Source organism: Sphingobium sp. LSP13-1-1.1, assembly GCF_040676415.1.
In the GTDB taxonomy this organism is placed as follows: domain Bacteria; phylum Pseudomonadota; class Alphaproteobacteria; order Sphingomonadales; family Sphingomonadaceae; genus Sphingobium.
The window spans coordinates 164,003-181,635 of the sequence record NZ_JBEGHU010000001.1 but is presented as its reverse complement, the minus strand read 5'-3'; the positions used below and the strand labels follow the sequence as shown (position 1 = coordinate 181,635).

Below are 17,633 nucleotides of genomic sequence, written 5' to 3'. Positions count from 1 at the left end.
TAGGAGCGGCGGGCGGCGCATGAAACGTCAATTGCATGTCGGCAACCAGTTACTGGAAATCCGTTAATGCCCCCGCGATCACAGCGTGGCCGCGCTGCCGAGCACGGCAGTCACTTGACTGGACAGAAAACCTCCATTTGCATGTGCAACAGCCAAATCCGCGGCAACCTGCCTGTCTCCGGCAGTGCCGGTCAGCTGCCGATAGGCTTCGACGATGGTGAAGAGACCGTACATGCCGGGGTGAACGCAGGCCAGGCCGCCGCCATTCGTATTGACCGGCAATTGGCCGCCCGGTCCGATAGCGCCCGAAGCGACGAAATCGCCGCCTTCCCCTTTCTTGCAGAAGCCGAGATCTTCGAGGAACAAGATCGTGTTGATCGTGAAGGCATCATATAACTGCACGACATCGATGTCAGAGACCGTAATGCGGGCCTGCGCATAGGCGCGCGCGCTGCTTGCCTTTGCCGCTGAAGTGGTGAGGTCAGGCATCTGCGCGATCTGATAATGATCGGTCGCCTCGCCCACTCCAAGCAGATAGGCTGCCGTGCGTCCGTCCGCCCAATCCTTGCGCACCATGACCGCCGCCGCCGCACCATCCGTCACCAGGCAGCAATCCAGTACCGAAAGCGGATCGGAAACCATCCGCGCATTATCATACTCCTCGCGGCTCAAAGGCTTTCGCAAAAAGGCTTCGGGATTGAGCATGGCCCATTCACGCGCTGTCTTGGCGACCGCATAGAAATGATCGCGGGTGGTGCCGAACTCATGCATGTGACGGCTCGCCGCCAAGGCATAGCCGCTGACCGGTAGCCGGGGACTATATGGCTTTTCATAGAGATTTGGCCCCGCAGCACTGACCAGGCCACCGACGCCGGTACGCTGGTTGCTGCCATAGGCCACAAGAGCAACATCGATTTCCCCGGCGGCCAGCGCATGGGCCGCCACGTTCATCTGGGTGAGAAACGCAGATCCGCCGGTGCGATTGTTGTTGGTGAGCTTTGGCTGAATGCCAAGATATTCGGCAAAAGACAGTCCGCTTAGAAAATCGTTCGGAAGCGCGATGAACAGGCCGTCGACCTGCGAGAGCGAGAGACCGGACTCTTCCAGCGCCGCAAGGGCGGCACGACTGGCCAGATCCATCGATGTGAACCCTGGCGCCTCGCCAATCCCGAATGTAGCCGCACCGATGAGCGCAGTCGGCGTGCGACGATCCCCGATCATGGCTGCAACTCCTCTGTAGGCGTTTCGCCATCAAGAGGCACGAATATGACTGCGTGGTGGTCTTCGAACGGCACGATCCGCGTGTGTACCCGCATACCGATGCGGACATCCGCGGCGGCCACCCCTTCAATTCGGCTCATCATGCGTGGGCCCTCGTCGAGTTCCACGATCGCCACATTATAGTCTGCCTGCGGCGGCCGCACCCGGACGACCGTCGTCGCATGGACGGTGCCAAATCCTGATGCCTCGATCCATTCCAGATCGGTGCTGCCGGTGCCCGGTTCGGCCACCCGCGGATAGAAAAAGGGCATCGCATCAGGTCGTCGGCGTTGCAGCATGAACCTGCCCTGCGCCAGAAACTCGAGATACTCCTTGTCCGGCCGCGTTGCCTGCATCGTCGTCACCTGCACGAATTCACCTGTCTTCACGAACTGATGTGGTAGCCGCCATTCACCGAAATGACCTGGCCCGTGATGTAGGAGGCCGCCTGCGACAGCAGGAAGCAGACGGGCGTTGCGACTTCCTCGGGAGTACCCCAGCGACCCATGGGTATCTGGGCCAGATAGGTGTCCCGAAACTTTTCGCCACGCACGGTTTCCGTCATCGGCGTTTCCACGACCCCGAATGCGACGGCATTGACGCGGATGCCCTTGGCCGCCCATTCACGTGCCGCCGACATGGTGAGGCCATTGATCCCGGCCTTGGCCGCGCCATAGTTGATCTGGCCGACCGTGCCACGACGGCCGGCATCGGACGAGATGTTGACGATCGCCCCGGGGGCCTTATCACCGGCCGCCGCCCGCTCCAGCATCTTTCGGCCAACGGCCTGCATCAGGCGGAAGGGCGCCGTCAAATTGACGTCAATAACCGCGTCCCAGGTTTCGATATCCATCCTGTGGATCATGGCTGCGCGAGAGATTCCGGCATTGTTCACCAACCCGTCAATTCCTCCGGCCCATTTATCGGCCTCCTCCACGGTCGCCATCACAAAGGCGCCGTCGGTGACATCGCCGTCGACGATCATCAGTCGATCGGTGCCCACCTCATTTTGAAACTCCCGCAATGCGTTGGCATTTCGATCCATCGCCACCACCCTGCCCCCGAGTGCCAGGATTCCATTCGCGATCGCGCGACCTATTCCCTGGCCCGCGCCGGTCACGATCACGGACCTGTTCTCCAGCGACATGGGATTGATCATTTATTGGCTCCATGATTGAAAGCGGTGGGCACATCTATCGTCTGATCGCGGCAATCCACACCGCCGGCGATCATCACTAGAAATTTCATTCGGCGCCTGGCCCTGACAGAGGGAGCTGGTGTATAGCATCGTCCCCCCTGCATCTGGTGCGTAGATCAGACTAGCGGGTGTGAAGCCGGCAGACAGCCCCCAAGCCGAACGACCTTCCGATTACCACATATGTGTCAGAGCGCCGCGCTGCCTGGCTTTCAGGCTGCCTGCGATCCGCTGTCCCGACACAGAAGATGCGTTTCGACGAGTTCGCGCAGGCGCTGCACGAGCAGTTCCTTCTGGGGTGCGATCACTTCGGCGGCTCCCCCAATGCCTATCACTGTCGGGACCGGGAATACATTTTCGGGCAAACTCATCGCAATTACGGCGGCTCCAGGGCTGATCTCGCTTCTTTCGATATACAGATAGCCGTTTTCGCGAATGAAATTGACGTCCGCCAGCAGTGCGTCGAGGCAGATGATGCTCTCTTCCGGAAGTCTTTCCGCGTTGATACGGCGGACAAGCTTGCTGATCTCGGCATCCGACAGGTTTTTCAGAAGAGCTCGTCCGCTTGCCGAGCGGAGCAATGGCCGCTTCTGTCCAGGCGTCAGGTGAAGGCGTAAGGACGTCGTGGATTGCGCAACCTGTATATATTGTGACGCCAGCTTGTTGCGGATGGCCAGATAGGCAGTCTGGCCCGATATCTGGTTCGCCTTGCGCAACAAGGATGAAAGGCGGTCTTCCCCATGCAATTGATCGAGTGCCCAAGACCCCAGCAGACGCACTCGGCTGGTAGGCATGAAGGTGCGATCGCCATTATTATAGGCAAGATATCCAAGGACATTCAGACTGCGCATTATCTCCGAGGTGCTGGACTGGGGATAGTCCAGCGCGCGCGCCACTTGTGCGATATTGGCCGGTCCTTGATGATGATCGAAATACTCCAGGATCTGCATGGTTCTCCCGGTGGATTTCACGACATTGAGGGGCAGCGCTTCCCATTTGGCCGGTCTGCCAGGGCTTTCCTGCATGTTGTCCTGAGGCTGATTAAGCCCGTCATCCGAAGAAGTCGCTCCTTCCCTATCACGCTCGATTTCGGCCATGAGTTCCATGTCAACTCCTCTCCTCGCTACCGCGCCTGTACCATCCGTTCCTCGCCGCTTTGGTGCGTCATTAGGACGTATGTTCTAAATCGGTAACATATATGTGATGGCCGGTCAAAATGGATTTGCATCGGGCTTCATTGACCGTTCCCGAGAAGTAGCCTTGTGAATGGGCGCGCCTAGAGTAATGGCCAGCCAGAGGGTATCGCCTGACGGCTGAGAAATCGGGACAAACAAAGGTATAAAGCGGTCGATCTGATAAGATCAACCGCTTCACGCGCTGCCTGCATTCACCCTGTCCTGATCCCGGGGCACGGCGATGCTCGACTCCGGCTTCAACCCGGATCGAGCATCCTTGAGGTCGATCTACAGAACGATCAATTCACCATCGACATGCCGCCGCTGACGCTGAGCGTCTGGCCAGTGATATAGTCGGATTCCGCGCTGGCGAAAAACAGAACGGCGTGAGCGATTTCCTCCGGCTCCGCGACGCGGCGAAACGGAATGACGCTTTTCAGCCCTTCCTTGAGCTTGTCGGACTGGACATGATAAAGAGGTGTGTTGGTGGGCCCGGGCGCGACGCAATTGACGTTCACCTTGCCGCGCGCGGCCTCTCGGGCAAGCGTTTTGGTGAAGGAGATAATGCCTCCCTTCGCGCCCGAATAGACCGCTTCGCCGGGGCTGCCGATCCGGCCTGCGTCGCTGGAAATGTTGACGACCTTGCCGCCACCCTGCTCCATCATGCCGGGGACGAAATGATGGCAAAGATGGACTGGCCCCAGATAGTTGATGGCTACGATCAAGTCCCAGGTTTCCGGCTTGCTTTTGAGGAACGGTTCAACAAGGTCCCAACCCGCCGCATTGACGAGGATATCGAGCGTTCCGACTTTGCCGAGCACCGCCGCTGCAAAGGCATCAATGCTTGGCCGGTTGGTCAGGTCTAGCTTCTCGAACTCGGCCTGGCCGCCAGCGGCGCGGATTTCCTCGGCGGCTGCCTTCCCCCCTTCCTCATTGACATCGGCGACAAAGACCCGCGCGCCTTGCTCCGCCGCCATGCGGGCAATCGTCTTGCCTATGCCAGAGGCGGCGCCGGTCACCACCATGGATTTGCCTTTGAATCTGTCCGTCATGTTGGACACCCTCTCGTGAAAATGATTGCTGCCGATCAGATCTTGCAGGTCGGATCGAATTTCGGTGCCCGCTTCTCGCGATGCGAAGCGACGCCCTCGCGCACTTCCGGCCCGGTCAGGCCCAGCATCTCATATGCGACGGATGCATCGAACGACGGACCTGCCATGCGGAACCAGTTGTTGAGCGAGGTCTTGGTCCAGCGGATCGCGCTTTGCGCGCCGTTCGACAGCCGCACAGCGATTTCGAGAGCCTTGTCGTCAAGTTCCTCATCCTCGCAGGTGAGCGAAATGAGCCCCATGCGCTCCGCCTCTTCGCCGGAAACCGAGTCACATGTCAGCAGATAATATTTGGCCTTCGCCATGCCGCACAGCAGTGGCCAGATGATGACCGAATGGTCGCCCGCGGCGACGCCGAGGCGGGTATGGCCGTCGATCAGGCGCGCATTCTTGGACGCTATCGATATATCCGCCAGCAACCCGCAGACCAGACCAGCACCGACCGCCGGACCCCGCATGGCGCTGATGATGGGCTTGTTGCAGTTGATGATGTTGTAGACGAGATTCCGCGTCTCCTTCCAGATCTGGTTCCGGAAATGATAGTCGGTCATCGAGCGCTCCACGATTGCGAAATCACCGCCAGCGGAGAACGCCTTTTTGCCGCCCGTCAGAATGACCGAGGAAATGCTTTCGTCGTCGTCTATGTCCCGCCAAATCGTAACGAGCTCCGCGTGCATCTGACCACAAACGGGAGTCAGCTTCTCGGGATCGCCCATGGTGATGCGCAGTACGCGATCGGCAGGAAAATCGAACAGCAACTTCTCATAATTCTTCAAATAGGCAGACATGAGACCTCCAGAGAAGATAAATATGGTTGTTTTAAATCGAACGGATGCGGATCGTTGCCGCATCATCATCCACCGTCCGGACCAGATAGCAACCAAGCGCTGGCCATCTCCATGCAGAATCTTTGTTCGCAACCATATACCGTGTACGTGGAAGATGACGTCCTCTCGTAAAGCGGCATTGAAGTGCCCATGCGATCCCCGCAAAAGGTTCCGGATGCTAGTTCCCCTTCTGAGGGCGGCAGGCGCCGTCAGCACCGGGGATCCGGCTCCAATCCGCCTGCCGGGATCGGCTGTCACCCACCCAAAGGCCATCAATCTGAAAGGAAATAGTCGAAATGTCAGACGGCACCGTCAAGAGCATGCGCGCGAGCGCGCGCCCTATGGCAGCCAATGACAGCGCCTCTTTGTGGGACTTTGGTGGAGGCATCGCCTGTTTCGAAGTCCATAGGAAGATGAATACGCTCGATGTTCAGGCCCTTGAAGTGCTGGAGTTCGCGATATCGACAGCGGGCAACGCGTTTGGCGGGCTGGTCATCGGCAACGACGATCCGCGCGCCTTTTCGGCGGGGGCGGACCTTGCATATAACCACGGCATGGTATCGGCAGGGGATTGGCCAGCCCTGGCCACCTACTTCAAGAAAGGCCAAGGTCTGTGTCAGACGCTGTCTGCCATATCCGTGCCGGTCGTGGCAGCAGTCCACGGCTTCGCGCTTGGAGGTGGATGCGAGATCATGCTCCATTCCCACGCAGTGGTCGCGCATGCGGGCTTGCGGGCAGGCCTTCCCGAGATCAAGGTGGGCCTCATCCCGGCTTGGGGAGGCTGCACCCAGCTGCTTTTGCGATGCGTCGAGCGACATGGGCCGGAAAAGGGCCTTGCGCATGCCCTGGCCGCGCTGCAGGCAGGGGTGATCGCGACGTCAGCCCAGGAGTCCGAAGAGATGGGGTTGTTGCGGCCCGGCACGCAGATAGTCGCTGAGCGGGCAGATCTCCTGCCTGCCGCCGTCGCGAAGGTGGCAGCGATGATGGCGGAAGGCTTTACGCCGCCGGCCCAGCCACAACTGACCTATTGCGGCGAGGCAGCCTATTCGGAGCATATTCAACGAGTGGACGCCGCGGAAGCCGAAGGTGCACTCGATACCGGCAGCGCCGTCGTCATGCGGGAGATTGTGAGCGTGCTGACCGGCTATCCCGCCGTGGTTGAAAAGGCGGCGCTGCCTATCACGGTTTCGCTGGAGGGTGAATTGGCAAGCGCCAACCGACTGATCAGGACAGAGGCCGCGCTGACCGCGATCGCCAGGTTGATTGGCGGATGAAATCGCATGGCCAACGCTGAACCCAGGAAAATCCTATGCGCGACAAGGTTCGAGGGTAGATTTGCTCATTATCGGGAGTTTGTCCGATGAAAGTCGAACCAGATCTGGGAGCGATCGCCGCCAGACCGGATGCCGCCATCATGGCCACACGCCAGATCGCGCTGAACGAAATCCTGTTTCGTGACAAGGTGGTGCTGGTGTCGGGCGGTGCGACCGGCATCGGACGGGCACTGGTGTGGATGTTGGCGCGCATGGGCGCGAAAGTGGTGACGTGCGGACGTTCGGTGGAAAAGCTGGATATTCTGCGCGATGAACTGGCCAGCCAAGGTTATGAAATTTTGGCCGTCCCGACCGATATCCGTAAGTCTGAGGACGTCGCTTCGCTCTTTGCCCAGATACGGGAACACCACGGCCGGCTCGACCTGCTCATCAACAATGCTGGTGGCCAATTTCCGCAATCCGCAATCGACATGAGTGCCAACGGCTTTCGCGCAGTCATCGACAATAATCTTCTGGGCACCTGGTCGATGATGCAATCTGCTGCGCGCTATTGGCGCGACACGAATATGCCCGGTTCGATCGTCAACGTGGTCGCGGTGGTAGATCGCGGTATATTGGGCGCGGCGCATACGGCGGCGGCTCGCGCCGGGGTGATCTATCTTTCCAAAACCGTCGCGGTGGAGTGGATTCCGTTGAAGATCCGCGTCAACTGCGTAGCCCCCGGCACCATCTTCACCGAAGGCATGGCCGGGTACCCTGAAGAGGCCAAGAAGACGTTCGCGCGCAGCAATCCGATGCTGAGGCTTGGCGATCCATGGGAAGTTGCGGAAGCTTGCCTCTTCATTGGTTCCGACGCGAGTTCCTTCACCACGGGTGAACTCCTTCGTGTCGATGGCGGCGGCCAGCTTTGGGGTGAGCAATGGACGCAGGGCAAGCCCGAATATTTCCGCGATTAACGAATTGCCTCGCAATCACCGGTTCTCGCCAACTCGCTGGAACCATGAGATTATGTATAACCAATGCTAAAGCAAGTCGATAAAATGAGGAGAGAGGTCGATGACGAACCGCAGGCTTGAGGGGAAGGTCGCTATCGTCACAGGTGCCGCGGGAGGCATGGGGCGCGGCTACGCACTTCATCTCGCAAAGCTTGGGGCCGATGTCGCCATATTCGACAAGGATCTCGATGCTGGCAAGCATGCCGGGGAGTATGAAGCCGAGAGTGTCGCGCAGGAAATTCGTGACCTCGGCCAACGCGTCGTAGCGGTGCAGGCCGACCTTTCGCGGCGAGAGGAAGCCCAGGCCGCCGTCGAACAGGCCGCGCGTGAGCTTGGATCGATCGACATCCTCGTGAACAACGCCGGTGGGGCCATCACTCCTGCCGAGCGGAGCTATGCGACCACCTCGCCCGACGACGACATGGCTTTGCTGATCAACGTCAATTTCCTGAGCGCGGTCTATTGCTGCCAGGCCGTCGTCCCGTTGATGAACAGGCCCGGCGGTGCCATCATAAACATCGTCACCTTCGGCGCGTTCGCGGGCGACAGCAAGGGAAAATATGCCGTATATTCCGGCGCAAAAGCCGCCCTGCTGACCTATACAAGGCATCTCGCGGTCGAGTTGGGGCCGATCGGCATTCGGGCCAACTGTGTTGCTCCGGGACTCATTCACACCCCGCGGGTCGCGGCCGCAGCCGCAGCGCGCGGCATGGGCACGAGCGATCAGGCGGGGGCGATCCCGCTGCGCCGCTTCGGCAAGGTCGAGGATATGGTCGGTGCCATCGAGTTTCTCGGCAGCGACATGTCGAATTACATCACCGGCGAATGCATCAGGGTCACTGGAGGGCTTGGTCTCATCTCCCTCTGATTGTCGCAGATGTGGCGTGCAAAAAGCGCTGCGCTGCGACGAAAATCTCTCCACACGCCATTCATTGGAAAGAATTATGGAAGAAAATGACAGGCTGATCGAGGTTGAACGGGACAATGGCTTTGCCACGATCTGGTTGAACCGACCGGACCGCTTGAACGCGCTTGTTCCCGAAATGCTCGCCGCCTTTGACCGCATCATGCAGGATCTCAACGATGATCCTGACATCTCGGCCGTCATCCTGACGGGCAAGGGCAAGGCCTTTTGTGTTGGTCTTGACGTCGCGGTTTTGCAGGAATCCGGTCCGGAGCCTTTCCTGCCCTTCAATCCGGCGCGGACGATCAGCCAATGGAAAGGTCCGGTGATCGCGGCGATCAACGGACTCTCGGTCACGGGCGGGCTGGAGATTACGGTAGCCTGCGATATCATACTCGCTTCGGAGGATGCTGTTTTCGTTGACACCCATTCACGGGTCGGGCTGTTGCCCGGCTGGGGGCTGTCAGTTCGTCTGCACAGGGCCGTCGGCATCTATCGCGCAAAGGAACTGGAACTGACCGGCAGGCGGCTTCCTGCCCGCGAAGCCGCTGACTGGGGTTTGGTCAATCGCGTGGTGCCTGCGTCGGATCTACTGGATACAGCCCGCGAAATGGCGCGTGCCATTGTCGGCGGTGCGCCCGGCATACCAGCGGAAACCAAGGCCCTCATCGACAAGGTGAGCCTGGTATCGATGGAACAGGGTATAGAGCTGGAAGCGCAAATCGGCTTCGAACGCCAAGCAAGGAGCGGTAGATCGCTGTCCTTCGCCCATGTCGGACAATCGAAATGACAAGGGCGGCGCCGACAAGGATTCATGTAGCCGCACCGCGATCAGTATAGTTGCCGCAGCATGTCCTTGCTGAACGGCTTCAGGGCTTGCAGATCGCCGTCACGTACACGCTCCGCCCAGTCCGGGTTTGCGATGATGGCGCGCCCCACCGCCACGAGATCGAATTCGTGCGCTGTCAACCGCTCCAGCAGATTGTCGAGTGAACCGGTCTGTGCGTTCTGGAACGTGACGCGGCTGTCCTTCCCCGACACGAAATCGCTGTCCAGGCCGACATTCCCCGCGGTTATGGTCGGCTTGCCGGAAATTTTCTTCACCCATCCAGCGAGATTGAGGTCACTGCCGGGAAATTCCGGCTCGTAATAGCGTCTTGTGCTGCAATCGAACATGTCCACGCCAGCATCCACCAGCGGGTCCAGAAATGCTTCGAGCGATGCCGGATCTGTGACCAGGCGCGCGTCATAGTCCTGCTGCTTCCATTGGGACCATCGAAGGATGATCGGAAAGTGTGGTCCCACCCGCCCTCTTATGGCGGCTGTGATCTCCGCAGCGAACCGGACACGATTGGCTATATTGCCGCCATATCGATCCGTACGCCGATTGCTTTTCTCCCAGAAGAATTCGTCGATCAGATATCCGTGCGCGCCGTGGATTTCCACGCCGTCAAACCCCAGTAGCTTCGCGTCGGAGGCAGCCGCTGCGAAAGCCTCGATTACCGCCTCTATGTCCTCCTGGCTCATTTCATGACACAAGGGCTCGAGTGATTGGGTCAGCCCCGAGGGAGTAAAGGCGGGTATTGACGGGTCGGGAGAAGCTCCTGGATGTCGTGCCGAGCCTGTGTGCCAGAGCTGCGGGACGATGCTTCCGCCCTGGTCATGCACTGCATCGACCACGCGCTTCCATCCCGCCAGCGCATCAGTGCCGTGGAAAAATGGTATCTTTTCATAGGCGTTGGCGGCAGGATGATTGATGCAGGTTCCTTCGGTGACGATCAGGCCGACGGACTTTGCGCGGCGGGCATAATAGTCGCGCACATCGTCACCGGGAACATTGCCTGGTGAACGATGCCTTGTCATCGCCGGCATGACGATCCGGTTGCGCAGTTTGAGATCACCCAACTGAAAGGGCTGAAACAGTGCGTCGACCCCGTTCACCTGATGGCTCCGGATCTTTCGGCAGGAGTGCCGCGGGCGTCGGGCAATCCCATGGCCGATGGAGCAGCCGAAGGCATCAAGCGGCCGAACTTTGCTCTAGCACATGGCGGGCAACCACCAGTTGCTGGATCTCGGCAGTGCCTTCCTCGAACCAGAATCCCCGCGCATCACGATAAATGCGTTCGATCGCGGCAGCCTTTGTATAGCCCCAACCGCCGTGCACGCGCAGCGACAGGTCGGTCACCCGGCCCACCATGTTGAGGTTGAAGAGCTTCGCCGTCGCAGCTTGCGCCGTGAAATCCTTGCCATCTTCACACAGCCTGGCGGCGTACCGAACAAGATGTCGGGCTGCTTCGATGTCCGCATGCATCATCGCGATGTGGGTCTGGATCTGCGCTCGTGTGGCGATCGGTTTGCCGAAGGTCACGCGTCGTTTCGCGAAGGCCAGGGCCTCATCCAACGCCCTCTGCGCCAGGCCGACCATCGTCGTCGAAAGCGACACACGGCTGTAATCGAGGAAAAACAGGGCGACCTCCAGCCCTTGGCCCACCGCGCCCAGGCGATATTTGTCGGCAACCGCCATATCCTTGTAGCGCAGGAAGGCATGCCCCGTGCCATGCAGCCCCATTGTATGCTGCGTAGCGTCAATCTCGAAACCATCGGTGTCCCGCGGGATAAGAAACGCAGTCAACGAGTCCTTCTGACCGCCTTCATCCGTCGCTGCCACGAGGAGGAACCAGTCGGCGCGATCCGCCCAGGTGATGAGATGCTTTTCGCCGCTGACATACCAGAAGTCGCCGTCGCGCCGTGCGACCGATTTCAGATCCCGTCCGGTCCCGCCCGTCATTTCCGTGAGGGCGAAAGCCACGACAGCATCGCCCGCAGCCATCTTGGGAAGGATGGCGCGCTGCTCCTCGCTCCCGAAATTATGGATCGGGCGCCATATCCCGTTCGTTGTGTGCACCAGCATGCGCCCCACCCCCGGTCCTTCAGCCGCTGCTTCGAGATAAGGCAGATATTCGGTCACGCTCATGCCATAGCCGCCATATTCGACGGGAAGCGTCAGTCGATAGCAGCCGATTTCGGCGGCACGTCGATGGACATGATCAGGCAGCGAATCGGTGCGTTCCACTTCTGCATATGCCTCCTCGACCTCCGTCAGGAAAAATTCCCGGAATTTGCCGAGGGCGATTATCTGGCTCATTCTCATCCTGCTCCGTGATCGCATGTCTTGATTTTTCAGTGGCTTTGTCCAGAGCGGAGCTCTGAAGGCCGGACAACATGCGTGGCTATGTCGAGAAAACGCTAGTTTTAGTTCCTGCGTGGAGTCAACGCGGCCATCGCCAAACCGAGCCTTTGTAGCATTATTACCGCCACCTCGTTATCTTCCTGGATGACGGAGAGGTGTGATGGCCAATCGTTCGCTTTGGGATAGGTTGTCGTGATGGACGCAGTTCCCGCCAATCTTCGCCTCGCTGTTTCACCAGGTCAGTTGTTGCTGGAAAATGCACCGAAGGAGGCGCGCCCGGCCGGCTGGGCGCGCCTGAAGGTGCTGGCATGCGGCATCTGCGGCACCGACCTGCATTTGTTGCATGGCATGAAGCTGCCGATCGGCGCCGCCTATCCGATATTTCCAGGGCATGAAGTTGCGGCCGAAGTGATTGAGGCTGATCCTGGATGTGGCCCGCAGCCCGGCTCCAGGGTCGTTCTTCATCCGCTGCTGACGTGCGGGCGATGCCAGGAATGCATCTCTGGTCGGGAAAATCACTGCGCATCCGGCGAAATGCTGGGGGTTCATCGTGCGGGTGGCCTTGCTCAGGAGATGATCTGGCGATCAGACCGGCTTGTGCCTGCGGACGACCTAGACCCCCAGCAGGCGGCTCTGTTGCCCGATGCGGTCGCCACCGCCTTCCATGCACTGCGCCGGTCGAACCTTCCGCAAGGCGGCAAGCTCGCGGTGATCGGGTCCGGAGGCGTGGGCACCAACATATTGCAGATAAGCCGCGCTCTTGATCCGGCCGTCACTCTGGTCGCGGTCGTAAACAGCGAGGGAACAGCCAGGCGGATCAGCGAGTTGGGCATTCCCGTGATCCACGGTCTGGAGGGCGCAGGCCGGGCGTGCAAGGCGGATTTTGGCGAAATGGACGCGGTCATTGATTTCAGCGGTGCGGAAGCAGCGCCGAACGAGGCGATCCGCATGCTGCGCAAGGGCGGCCGGCTGGTGCTTGGTTCGGTGCGTGACGAAAGGGTTTCGCTGGCCACTAGCTACACTGGCCTCATGACCAGGGAAATCGAGATCGTTGGCAGCTATTCGTCGACGTTGAGCGATTTACGGGCCGTCACGGAACTGGTGCGGAGCGGCCAATTGTCTCTGGCCGGCCTTGTCACCCACATCTTCGCTTTGGAAGAGGCGGAACAGGCGTTCGCTGTTTTGGAACAGCGTCCGGCCGGAATGGTGCGGGTCGTCGTCACGGCCTGAACAGCCCCTGCCGTGGCGTCAGGAATCCTGACTCTCAAACGGCGAGAAAGCGTGCTTTGCGATCAGAAGTTGCTGAATCTGTTTGGTCCCCTCCCAGATCTGAGTGACCTTGGCGTCGCGCATCATTCGTTCCACCGGATAATCCACGATATACCCGTAACCGCCGTGAAGCTGCACGGCATTGGTCGTGATGGACATCGCCGCGTTGGTGCATAGCAGCTTCGCCATGCTGGCGAACGCGCGGGCACGCTCGTCATTCTTTCCGGCAATGGCGACGCAGCGATAGAGCAGGCTGCGCGCCGCCTCCACCTCCGCCATCATGTCCGCAACCATGCCGCGGATCATCTGGAAACGGGACAAGGGCTGCCCAAACTGCGTCCTCTGGCTGGTATAGGCAATCGTCTCGTCCAGCGCTCCCTGAGCGATGCCCAGCCCATGCGCCGCAATCAGCGGCCGGCTATATGTCAATATGTCCATCATGGTTGCATATCCTGCGGTCGGATCACCCACCACGCGGCCCTCCGGCACGAAGCAATCATCAAAGAGCACATCGGCAAGCGGCGATCCCCGCATACCCATTTTTCGTTCCGCTCGGCCAAAGGAGACGCCGGGATCGTCGCGATGGACCATGAAGATGCCGAAGCCACTGGTCGCATTCCGTGCGAGCACCGCGTACCAGTCGGCAACTCCGGCGTTGGAGATGAACCTTTTCGCGCCATTCAGCCGCCAGCCTCCGGCGGTTGGCTCGCCCACCGTCCGGATCCCCGCCACGTCGGAACCGCCGCCGGGTTCCGTCAGGCAGAAGCTGGCTTGCGCGCGCCCCGCCGCCATTTGCGGTACAATATGCTCCTTCAACTCAGCGCTGCCTGCGACGACCAACGGCATGATCGCCACCCAACTGGTGAGCATCAGATGAGCGGTGCAGGCGCAAACCCGTGCGATTTCCTCGACCGCGAGCACCTGCGCCATCAGGTCACCGTCGCCGCCGCCAAACGCGGCGGAGAAGGCCAGCCCAGGCAGATCAAGCTTCCGGATTGCTGCGATAGACTCTGTTGGAAATCGTGCCTCTTCATCGACGATGGCGGAAAATGGCTTGATTTCAGCCTCGGCAAAGCGCCGCAGATAAGCGCGGTGCGCTTCGTAGATGTCCTGGGCCTCCATCCTGCCTCTCCATCAAAGCTGTGAAATCTGGGTATCCGCGCTGATCCCGAACGGCATCGGGATGATAGTCCATCGTCGCTGATGTAAAAGACGGGCAGCGCGCTCAGCCCTGCTTTGCGGCTGCTTTTCGCATCCTCGTTAATTGGAGCGTGCGACTGGTCTTGCCTGGCATGTCCGCGTACCAGCCGAATCTGGAGCGTAACCCGATGACGCAAATGCAGACAGAAGATCCAGCCTATCCCCGGTTGTTCGCCGCATGGCGGCGCAGCGGCGTTTCACTGTCCAATCGTCTTGTCATGGGTGCGATGCATACCGGGCTTGAGCGGCTGGATCGCGCTGATGAGCGAATTGGCGCATTTTATCGCGAGCGCGCCGAAGGCGGTGTTGGATTGATCATTACTGGCGGCGTGTCCCCCAATGCCGTTGGCCGACTGGATGAGGAAGCGCCCTGGCTGGAATGCGGGCGCGATGAAGCATGGCATAGCGCCATCGTCGGATCTGTGCGCGGCACGGAGACGAAGATATGCATGCAACTGCTTCATGCAGGGCGCTACGCAAAACTTCCTGAATGCGTTGGTGCATCCGCTCTAAAAGCCCGGATCAGCAGATACGCGCCGACGGCCTTGCCAACCGACGCAGTCTGGCAGACGATCGACGATTTCGCCCAGGCGGCGCGTTTGGCCCATGAACTGGGCTATCACGGTGTCGAGATCATGGGATCGGAAGGCTATCTGATCAATCAGTTCACGGCCAAAGCGACCAACGACCGAATCGACGCATTTGGCGGTTCCTTCGAAAACCGGGTGCGGCTGCCGCAGGAAATCGTCCGGGCCGTGCGGCGGCAGGTGCCTGATGATTTCCTTGTCATCTACCGCATTTCCGCGGTCGATCTCGTTCCGGATGGGATGACGCTGGAAGAGACGCAGGCTCTGGCCATGCTTGTCGAGAAGGCTGGGGCATCGATGTTGAATAGCGGCATCGGCTGGCATGAATCCTTCATACCCACGATTGCGGCAATGGTCCCCCGTGCGGCCTGGTCCTATGCCGTAAGGCAGGTGAAGGAGGTCGTATCCATCCCCGTCATAGCGTCCAACCGCATCAACGATCCACAAGTGGCGGAAGACCTGCTGTCTACAGGTGTCGCAGATTTCGTTTCATTGGCGCGCCCCCTCCTCGCGGACCCTTTGTTCGCGGCCAAGGCCAAGGCCAATCGGCCGGAAAGCATCGCAACCTGTATTGCGTGCAATCAGGCCTGCCTCGACCGCGCGCTGCGGAGCCTGCGTGTTTCGTGCATGGTCAATCCCAGGGCAGGGCATGAGATTGATCTGGTCGTCACGCCTGCTCCCCTGTCCAAAAGGATCGCGGTCGCAGGCGGCGGCGCGGCAGGCATGAATTTCGCATTCAACGCAGCCGCGCGAGGGCATGATGTGACCTTGTTCGAAGCGGGCGCGCGGCTGGGCGGCCAACTTCTCATGGCGCGCGAAGTGCCTGAGAAATTCGAGTTCAACGAGGCGCTGCGCTATTTCGAACAGCGTCTGGCCGAAGAGAATGTCTCCATCCGCCTGAATCATCCATGTTCCGCGGACGAACTGGTGCAGGGCGGCTATGATGAGGTGGTCATCGCGACCGGCGTCGTCCCGCGCAAACTCGACATTCCCGGTGTCGACGACCTGCGCGTTCTAAGCTACGTCGATATACTCCGCAACCACAAGCCAGTCGGCACGAACGTCGCCATCATAGGCGCTGGCGGCATCGGCTTTGATGTTGCAGAATTCCTGCTCGGCGATCCGGATGATGTTCCAACGCTGAGCGAATTCGCCGAGGAATATGGACTGGACATGAGCCTGCGGGCCCCTGGCGGGATCGTACAGCGCGGGGAGTCCCGTCCTCGCCGGCATATCACGCTGATGCAGCGCAAGAATGCGCGGCCCGCCGGCATTGCGCAATCGGTGTCCACCAGTTGGATTCACAGGGACAAGCTTCAAAGAGCCGGGGTCGAGATGCTCGGCGGGGTGGAATATCGCCGTGTCGAGCCGGCCGGATTGGTGGTTGCGGTCGATGGAGAAGAGCGCCGGATCGCGGCGGACACCATCATCGTCTGTGCCGGCCAGGTATCGCAACGTTCCCTTTATGAGGAACTGCTTGCACGGATGCCGGTCGAAAGGGTGCATATCATCGGCGGCGCCGATGTCGCAGGCGAACTCGATGCCGTACGCGCGATCGACCAGGCCACCAGACTGGCCTTGAGCATCTGAGGCATCGTTCTGGCGCCGGACATAGTCGTTGCGCCGCTGAACGCATCAACCGGGCCGCTGTCCTCTCGTAATCCTGGGTGACAATACTTCGCGCACCTTCATCCTCTCTCTGATGAAAGAGTACGGTCAGCTATCCGTATAGCTTGGGTCTCGCTTTTCCTTGAAGGCGGCGATCGCCTCACGATGATCTGCTGTTTCCATCAGCATGATCTGCTGCCTGTCTTCAAGCGCGAGAGCGGCTTCAATGCTGCCGAGTTGCGCTTGCGCATTGATCGACTCCTTGGTCATGCGCAGCCCCATCGGGGACGCCTTCAGCATGTCCCGCGCAAGCTCCAGCCCGCAGTCAAGCAATTCTTCCGCTTCGACAACCGCGCTCACCAGACCGGTCGCCAGCGCCCTGTCCGGAAAGATGAAACGCCCGGACAGCAGGAATTCGGACGCGACAGAGAGGCCGACGAGCTTCGGAAGGAAATATCCCGATCCCATGTCCGTGCCGCCGACGCCTATCCTGACATAGGCTGCGTGAAACTTCGCCTGGGGGGTGCAATATCGCACGTCGCAGGCCAGGGTGAGGGAAAATCCGGCACCTGCCGCCGGACCCTGGACCAGGCAGATAATGGGTTGCGGACAGGACCGCATGGCACGAATTACGTTCGAATAGCGGATCTGGATGTCGTACTGGCGCTGCACCCGTCCTGGACCGGGCGCGGCAAAGGCCGGGGAATTCAGGTCTCCACCCGCGCAAAAGACGCGTCCTTCCGCGCGCAACAGCACCACGCGCACGTCGCGGCGCGCATGCAGATCCTGAAAATAGGCGGCTAGTTCGTCCGCCAGTTCAGGGCTCATTGCATTCAGGGCTTCCGGGCGGTTGAGCGTGAGGATCTCGATCGGCCCGCGCCTTTCGACGATGGTAAGCGACGTTTTGGCGCTGGTCATATTCGTCTCTCCATTCTTCCTGTGCTCTGCCGGTCAGACAAGCCCTGCGCGCCGCCGGATTCTCGTGCCCGCGATTGGACAGCCCTGACATTCCGCACTTCAATTTCAGGTAGTTGGATAGC

16 protein-coding genes are annotated in these 17,633 nt (G+C 60.0%); 6 read left to right on the top strand and 10 right to left on the bottom strand.

Going from position 1 to position 17,633, the window contains the following annotated elements; genetic code table 11:
* Positions 1-78: 78 nt before the first annotated feature.
* The 6 genes from MRBLSP13_RS00715 to MRBLSP13_RS00690 all read right to left on the bottom strand — a co-directional run bounded on the left by MRBLSP13_RS00715 (position 79) and on the right by MRBLSP13_RS00690 (position 5,527).
* Entirely contained in the window at positions 79-1,221 is a 1,143-nt protein-coding gene (locus MRBLSP13_RS00715) for an acetyl-CoA acetyltransferase (RefSeq protein WP_363752096.1), read from the bottom strand.
* On the bottom strand, positions 1,218-1,649 hold the full coding sequence (locus MRBLSP13_RS00710) for a Zn-ribbon domain-containing OB-fold protein (protein ID WP_363752093.1): 432 nt from the start codon (positions 1,647-1,649) through the stop codon (positions 1,218-1,220). The genes MRBLSP13_RS00715 and MRBLSP13_RS00710 overlap by 4 nt, the downstream gene beginning before the upstream one ends.
* Positions 1,646-2,419, bottom strand: coding sequence for an SDR family NAD(P)-dependent oxidoreductase (locus MRBLSP13_RS00705; protein ID WP_363752091.1), 774 nt, complete (start codon positions 2,417-2,419; stop codon positions 1,646-1,648). Before MRBLSP13_RS00705 ends, MRBLSP13_RS00710 begins: the two co-directional genes overlap by 4 nt.
* A 248-nt stretch (positions 2,420-2,667) precedes the next feature.
* On the bottom strand, positions 2,668-3,561 hold the full coding sequence (locus tag MRBLSP13_RS00700) for an IclR family transcriptional regulator (protein WP_363736044.1): 894 nt from the start codon (positions 3,559-3,561) through the stop codon (positions 2,668-2,670).
* Between the two features lie 368 nt (positions 3,562-3,929).
* Positions 3,930-4,682, bottom strand: a complete 753-nt coding sequence (locus MRBLSP13_RS00695; protein ID WP_133654392.1) for an SDR family NAD(P)-dependent oxidoreductase — start codon at positions 4,680-4,682, stop codon at positions 3,930-3,932.
* Between the two features lie 35 nt (positions 4,683-4,717).
* A complete protein-coding gene (locus tag MRBLSP13_RS00690) occupies positions 4,718-5,527 on the bottom strand; it encodes an enoyl-CoA hydratase/isomerase family protein (RefSeq protein ID WP_363736043.1) in 810 nt (269 codons plus the stop codon).
* A gap of 335 nt (positions 5,528-5,862) precedes the next feature.
* On the opposite strand from MRBLSP13_RS00690, the gene MRBLSP13_RS00685 reads away from it, so the two are divergent.
* The 4 genes from MRBLSP13_RS00685 (at position 5,863) to MRBLSP13_RS00670 (ending at position 9,529) form a co-directional block, all read left to right on the top strand.
* Positions 5,863-6,840, top strand: coding sequence for an enoyl-CoA hydratase/isomerase family protein (locus tag MRBLSP13_RS00685; RefSeq protein WP_363752089.1), 978 nt, complete (start codon positions 5,863-5,865; stop codon positions 6,838-6,840).
* Positions 6,841-6,926: 86 nt separating this feature from the next.
* On the top strand, positions 6,927-7,796 hold the full coding sequence (locus MRBLSP13_RS00680) for an SDR family NAD(P)-dependent oxidoreductase (protein WP_363752087.1): 870 nt from the start codon (positions 6,927-6,929) through the stop codon (positions 7,794-7,796).
* A gap of 100 nt (positions 7,797-7,896) precedes the next feature.
* A complete protein-coding gene (locus MRBLSP13_RS00675) occupies positions 7,897-8,703 on the top strand; it encodes an SDR family NAD(P)-dependent oxidoreductase (RefSeq protein ID WP_363752085.1) in 807 nt (268 codons plus the stop codon).
* On the top strand, positions 8,612-9,529 hold the full coding sequence (locus tag MRBLSP13_RS00670; RefSeq protein WP_363752083.1) for an enoyl-CoA hydratase-related protein: 918 nt from the start codon (positions 8,612-8,614) through the stop codon (positions 9,527-9,529). The genes MRBLSP13_RS00675 and MRBLSP13_RS00670 overlap by 92 nt, the downstream gene beginning before the upstream one ends.
* A 41-nt stretch (positions 9,530-9,570) precedes the next feature.
* On the opposite strand, the gene MRBLSP13_RS00665 is transcribed toward MRBLSP13_RS00670, so the two are convergent.
* Positions 9,571-10,680: an NADH:flavin oxidoreductase gene (locus MRBLSP13_RS00665; RefSeq protein WP_363752081.1), complete on the bottom strand. Its 1,110-nt coding sequence runs from the start codon at positions 10,678-10,680 to the stop codon at positions 9,571-9,573.
* A 76-nt stretch (positions 10,681-10,756) separates the two neighbouring features.
* Positions 10,757-11,884 carry an acyl-CoA dehydrogenase family protein gene (locus MRBLSP13_RS00660; protein WP_363752079.1) on the bottom strand — a complete coding sequence of 376 codons (1,128 nt, stop codon included), beginning with the start codon at positions 11,882-11,884 and terminating at the stop codon, positions 10,757-10,759.
* Positions 11,885-12,124: 240 nt separating this feature from the next.
* Here MRBLSP13_RS00660 and MRBLSP13_RS00655 point away from each other — a divergent pair, with 240 nt between their 5' ends.
* Positions 12,125-13,159 (top strand): zinc-dependent alcohol dehydrogenase, encoded by a 1,035-nt coding sequence (locus tag MRBLSP13_RS00655; protein WP_363752077.1) that lies wholly within the window; start codon positions 12,125-12,127, stop codon positions 13,157-13,159.
* Between the two features lie 18 nt (positions 13,160-13,177).
* Here MRBLSP13_RS00655 and MRBLSP13_RS00650 read toward each other — a convergent pair whose 3' ends face one another.
* Entirely contained in the window at positions 13,178-14,320 is a 1,143-nt protein-coding gene (locus tag MRBLSP13_RS00650) for an acyl-CoA dehydrogenase family protein (RefSeq protein ID WP_363752075.1), read from the bottom strand.
* A 206-nt stretch (positions 14,321-14,526) separates the two neighbouring features.
* Here MRBLSP13_RS00650 and MRBLSP13_RS00645 point away from each other — a divergent pair, with 206 nt between their 5' ends.
* Positions 14,527-16,575: an NADPH-dependent 2,4-dienoyl-CoA reductase gene (locus MRBLSP13_RS00645; RefSeq protein ID WP_363736034.1), complete on the top strand. Its 2,049-nt coding sequence runs from the start codon at positions 14,527-14,529 to the stop codon at positions 16,573-16,575.
* 126 nt (positions 16,576-16,701) lie between these two features.
* Here the strand turns inward: MRBLSP13_RS00645 and MRBLSP13_RS00640 are convergent, their stop codons facing one another.
* Entirely contained in the window at positions 16,702-17,511 is an 810-nt protein-coding gene (locus tag MRBLSP13_RS00640) for an enoyl-CoA hydratase/isomerase family protein (RefSeq protein WP_363736033.1), read from the bottom strand.
* Between the last annotated feature and the right edge of the window lie 122 nt (positions 17,512-17,633).

Excerpts from the sequence above, each read along its gene's own strand:
- MRBLSP13_RS00700 (WP_363736044.1), bottom strand. The coding sequence starts at position 3,561 with ATGGAACTCATGGCCGAAATCGAGCGTGATAGGGAAGGAGCGACTTCT.
- MRBLSP13_RS00685 (WP_363752089.1), top strand. The coding sequence starts at position 5,863 with ATGTCAGACGGCACCGTCAAGAGCATGCGCGCGAGCGCGCGCCCTATG.
- MRBLSP13_RS00655 (WP_363752077.1), top strand. The coding sequence starts at position 12,125 with ATGGACGCAGTTCCCGCCAATCTTCGCCTCGCTGTTTCACCAGGTCAG.
- MRBLSP13_RS00690 (WP_363736043.1), bottom strand. The coding sequence starts at position 5,527 with ATGTCTGCCTATTTGAAGAATTATGAGAAGTTGCTGTTCGATTTTCCT.
- MRBLSP13_RS00645 (WP_363736034.1), top strand. The coding sequence starts at position 14,527 with ATGACGCAAATGCAGACAGAAGATCCAGCCTATCCCCGGTTGTTCGCC.
- MRBLSP13_RS00715 (WP_363752096.1), bottom strand. The coding sequence starts at position 1,221 with ATGATCGGGGATCGTCGCACGCCGACTGCGCTCATCGGTGCGGCTACA.
- MRBLSP13_RS00640 (WP_363736033.1), bottom strand. The coding sequence starts at position 17,511 with ATGACCAGCGCCAAAACGTCGCTTACCATCGTCGAAAGGCGCGGGCCG.
- MRBLSP13_RS00660 (WP_363752079.1), bottom strand. The coding sequence starts at position 11,884 with ATGAGCCAGATAATCGCCCTCGGCAAATTCCGGGAATTTTTCCTGACG.
- MRBLSP13_RS00695 (WP_133654392.1), bottom strand. The coding sequence starts at position 4,682 with ATGACGGACAGATTCAAAGGCAAATCCATGGTGGTGACCGGCGCCGCC.
- MRBLSP13_RS00680 (WP_363752087.1), top strand. The coding sequence starts at position 6,927 with ATGAAAGTCGAACCAGATCTGGGAGCGATCGCCGCCAGACCGGATGCC.
- MRBLSP13_RS00675 (WP_363752085.1), top strand. The coding sequence starts at position 7,897 with ATGACGAACCGCAGGCTTGAGGGGAAGGTCGCTATCGTCACAGGTGCC.
- MRBLSP13_RS00650 (WP_363752075.1), bottom strand. The coding sequence starts at position 14,320 with ATGGAGGCCCAGGACATCTACGAAGCGCACCGCGCTTATCTGCGGCGC.
- MRBLSP13_RS00705 (WP_363752091.1), bottom strand. The coding sequence starts at position 2,419 with ATGATCAATCCCATGTCGCTGGAGAACAGGTCCGTGATCGTGACCGGC.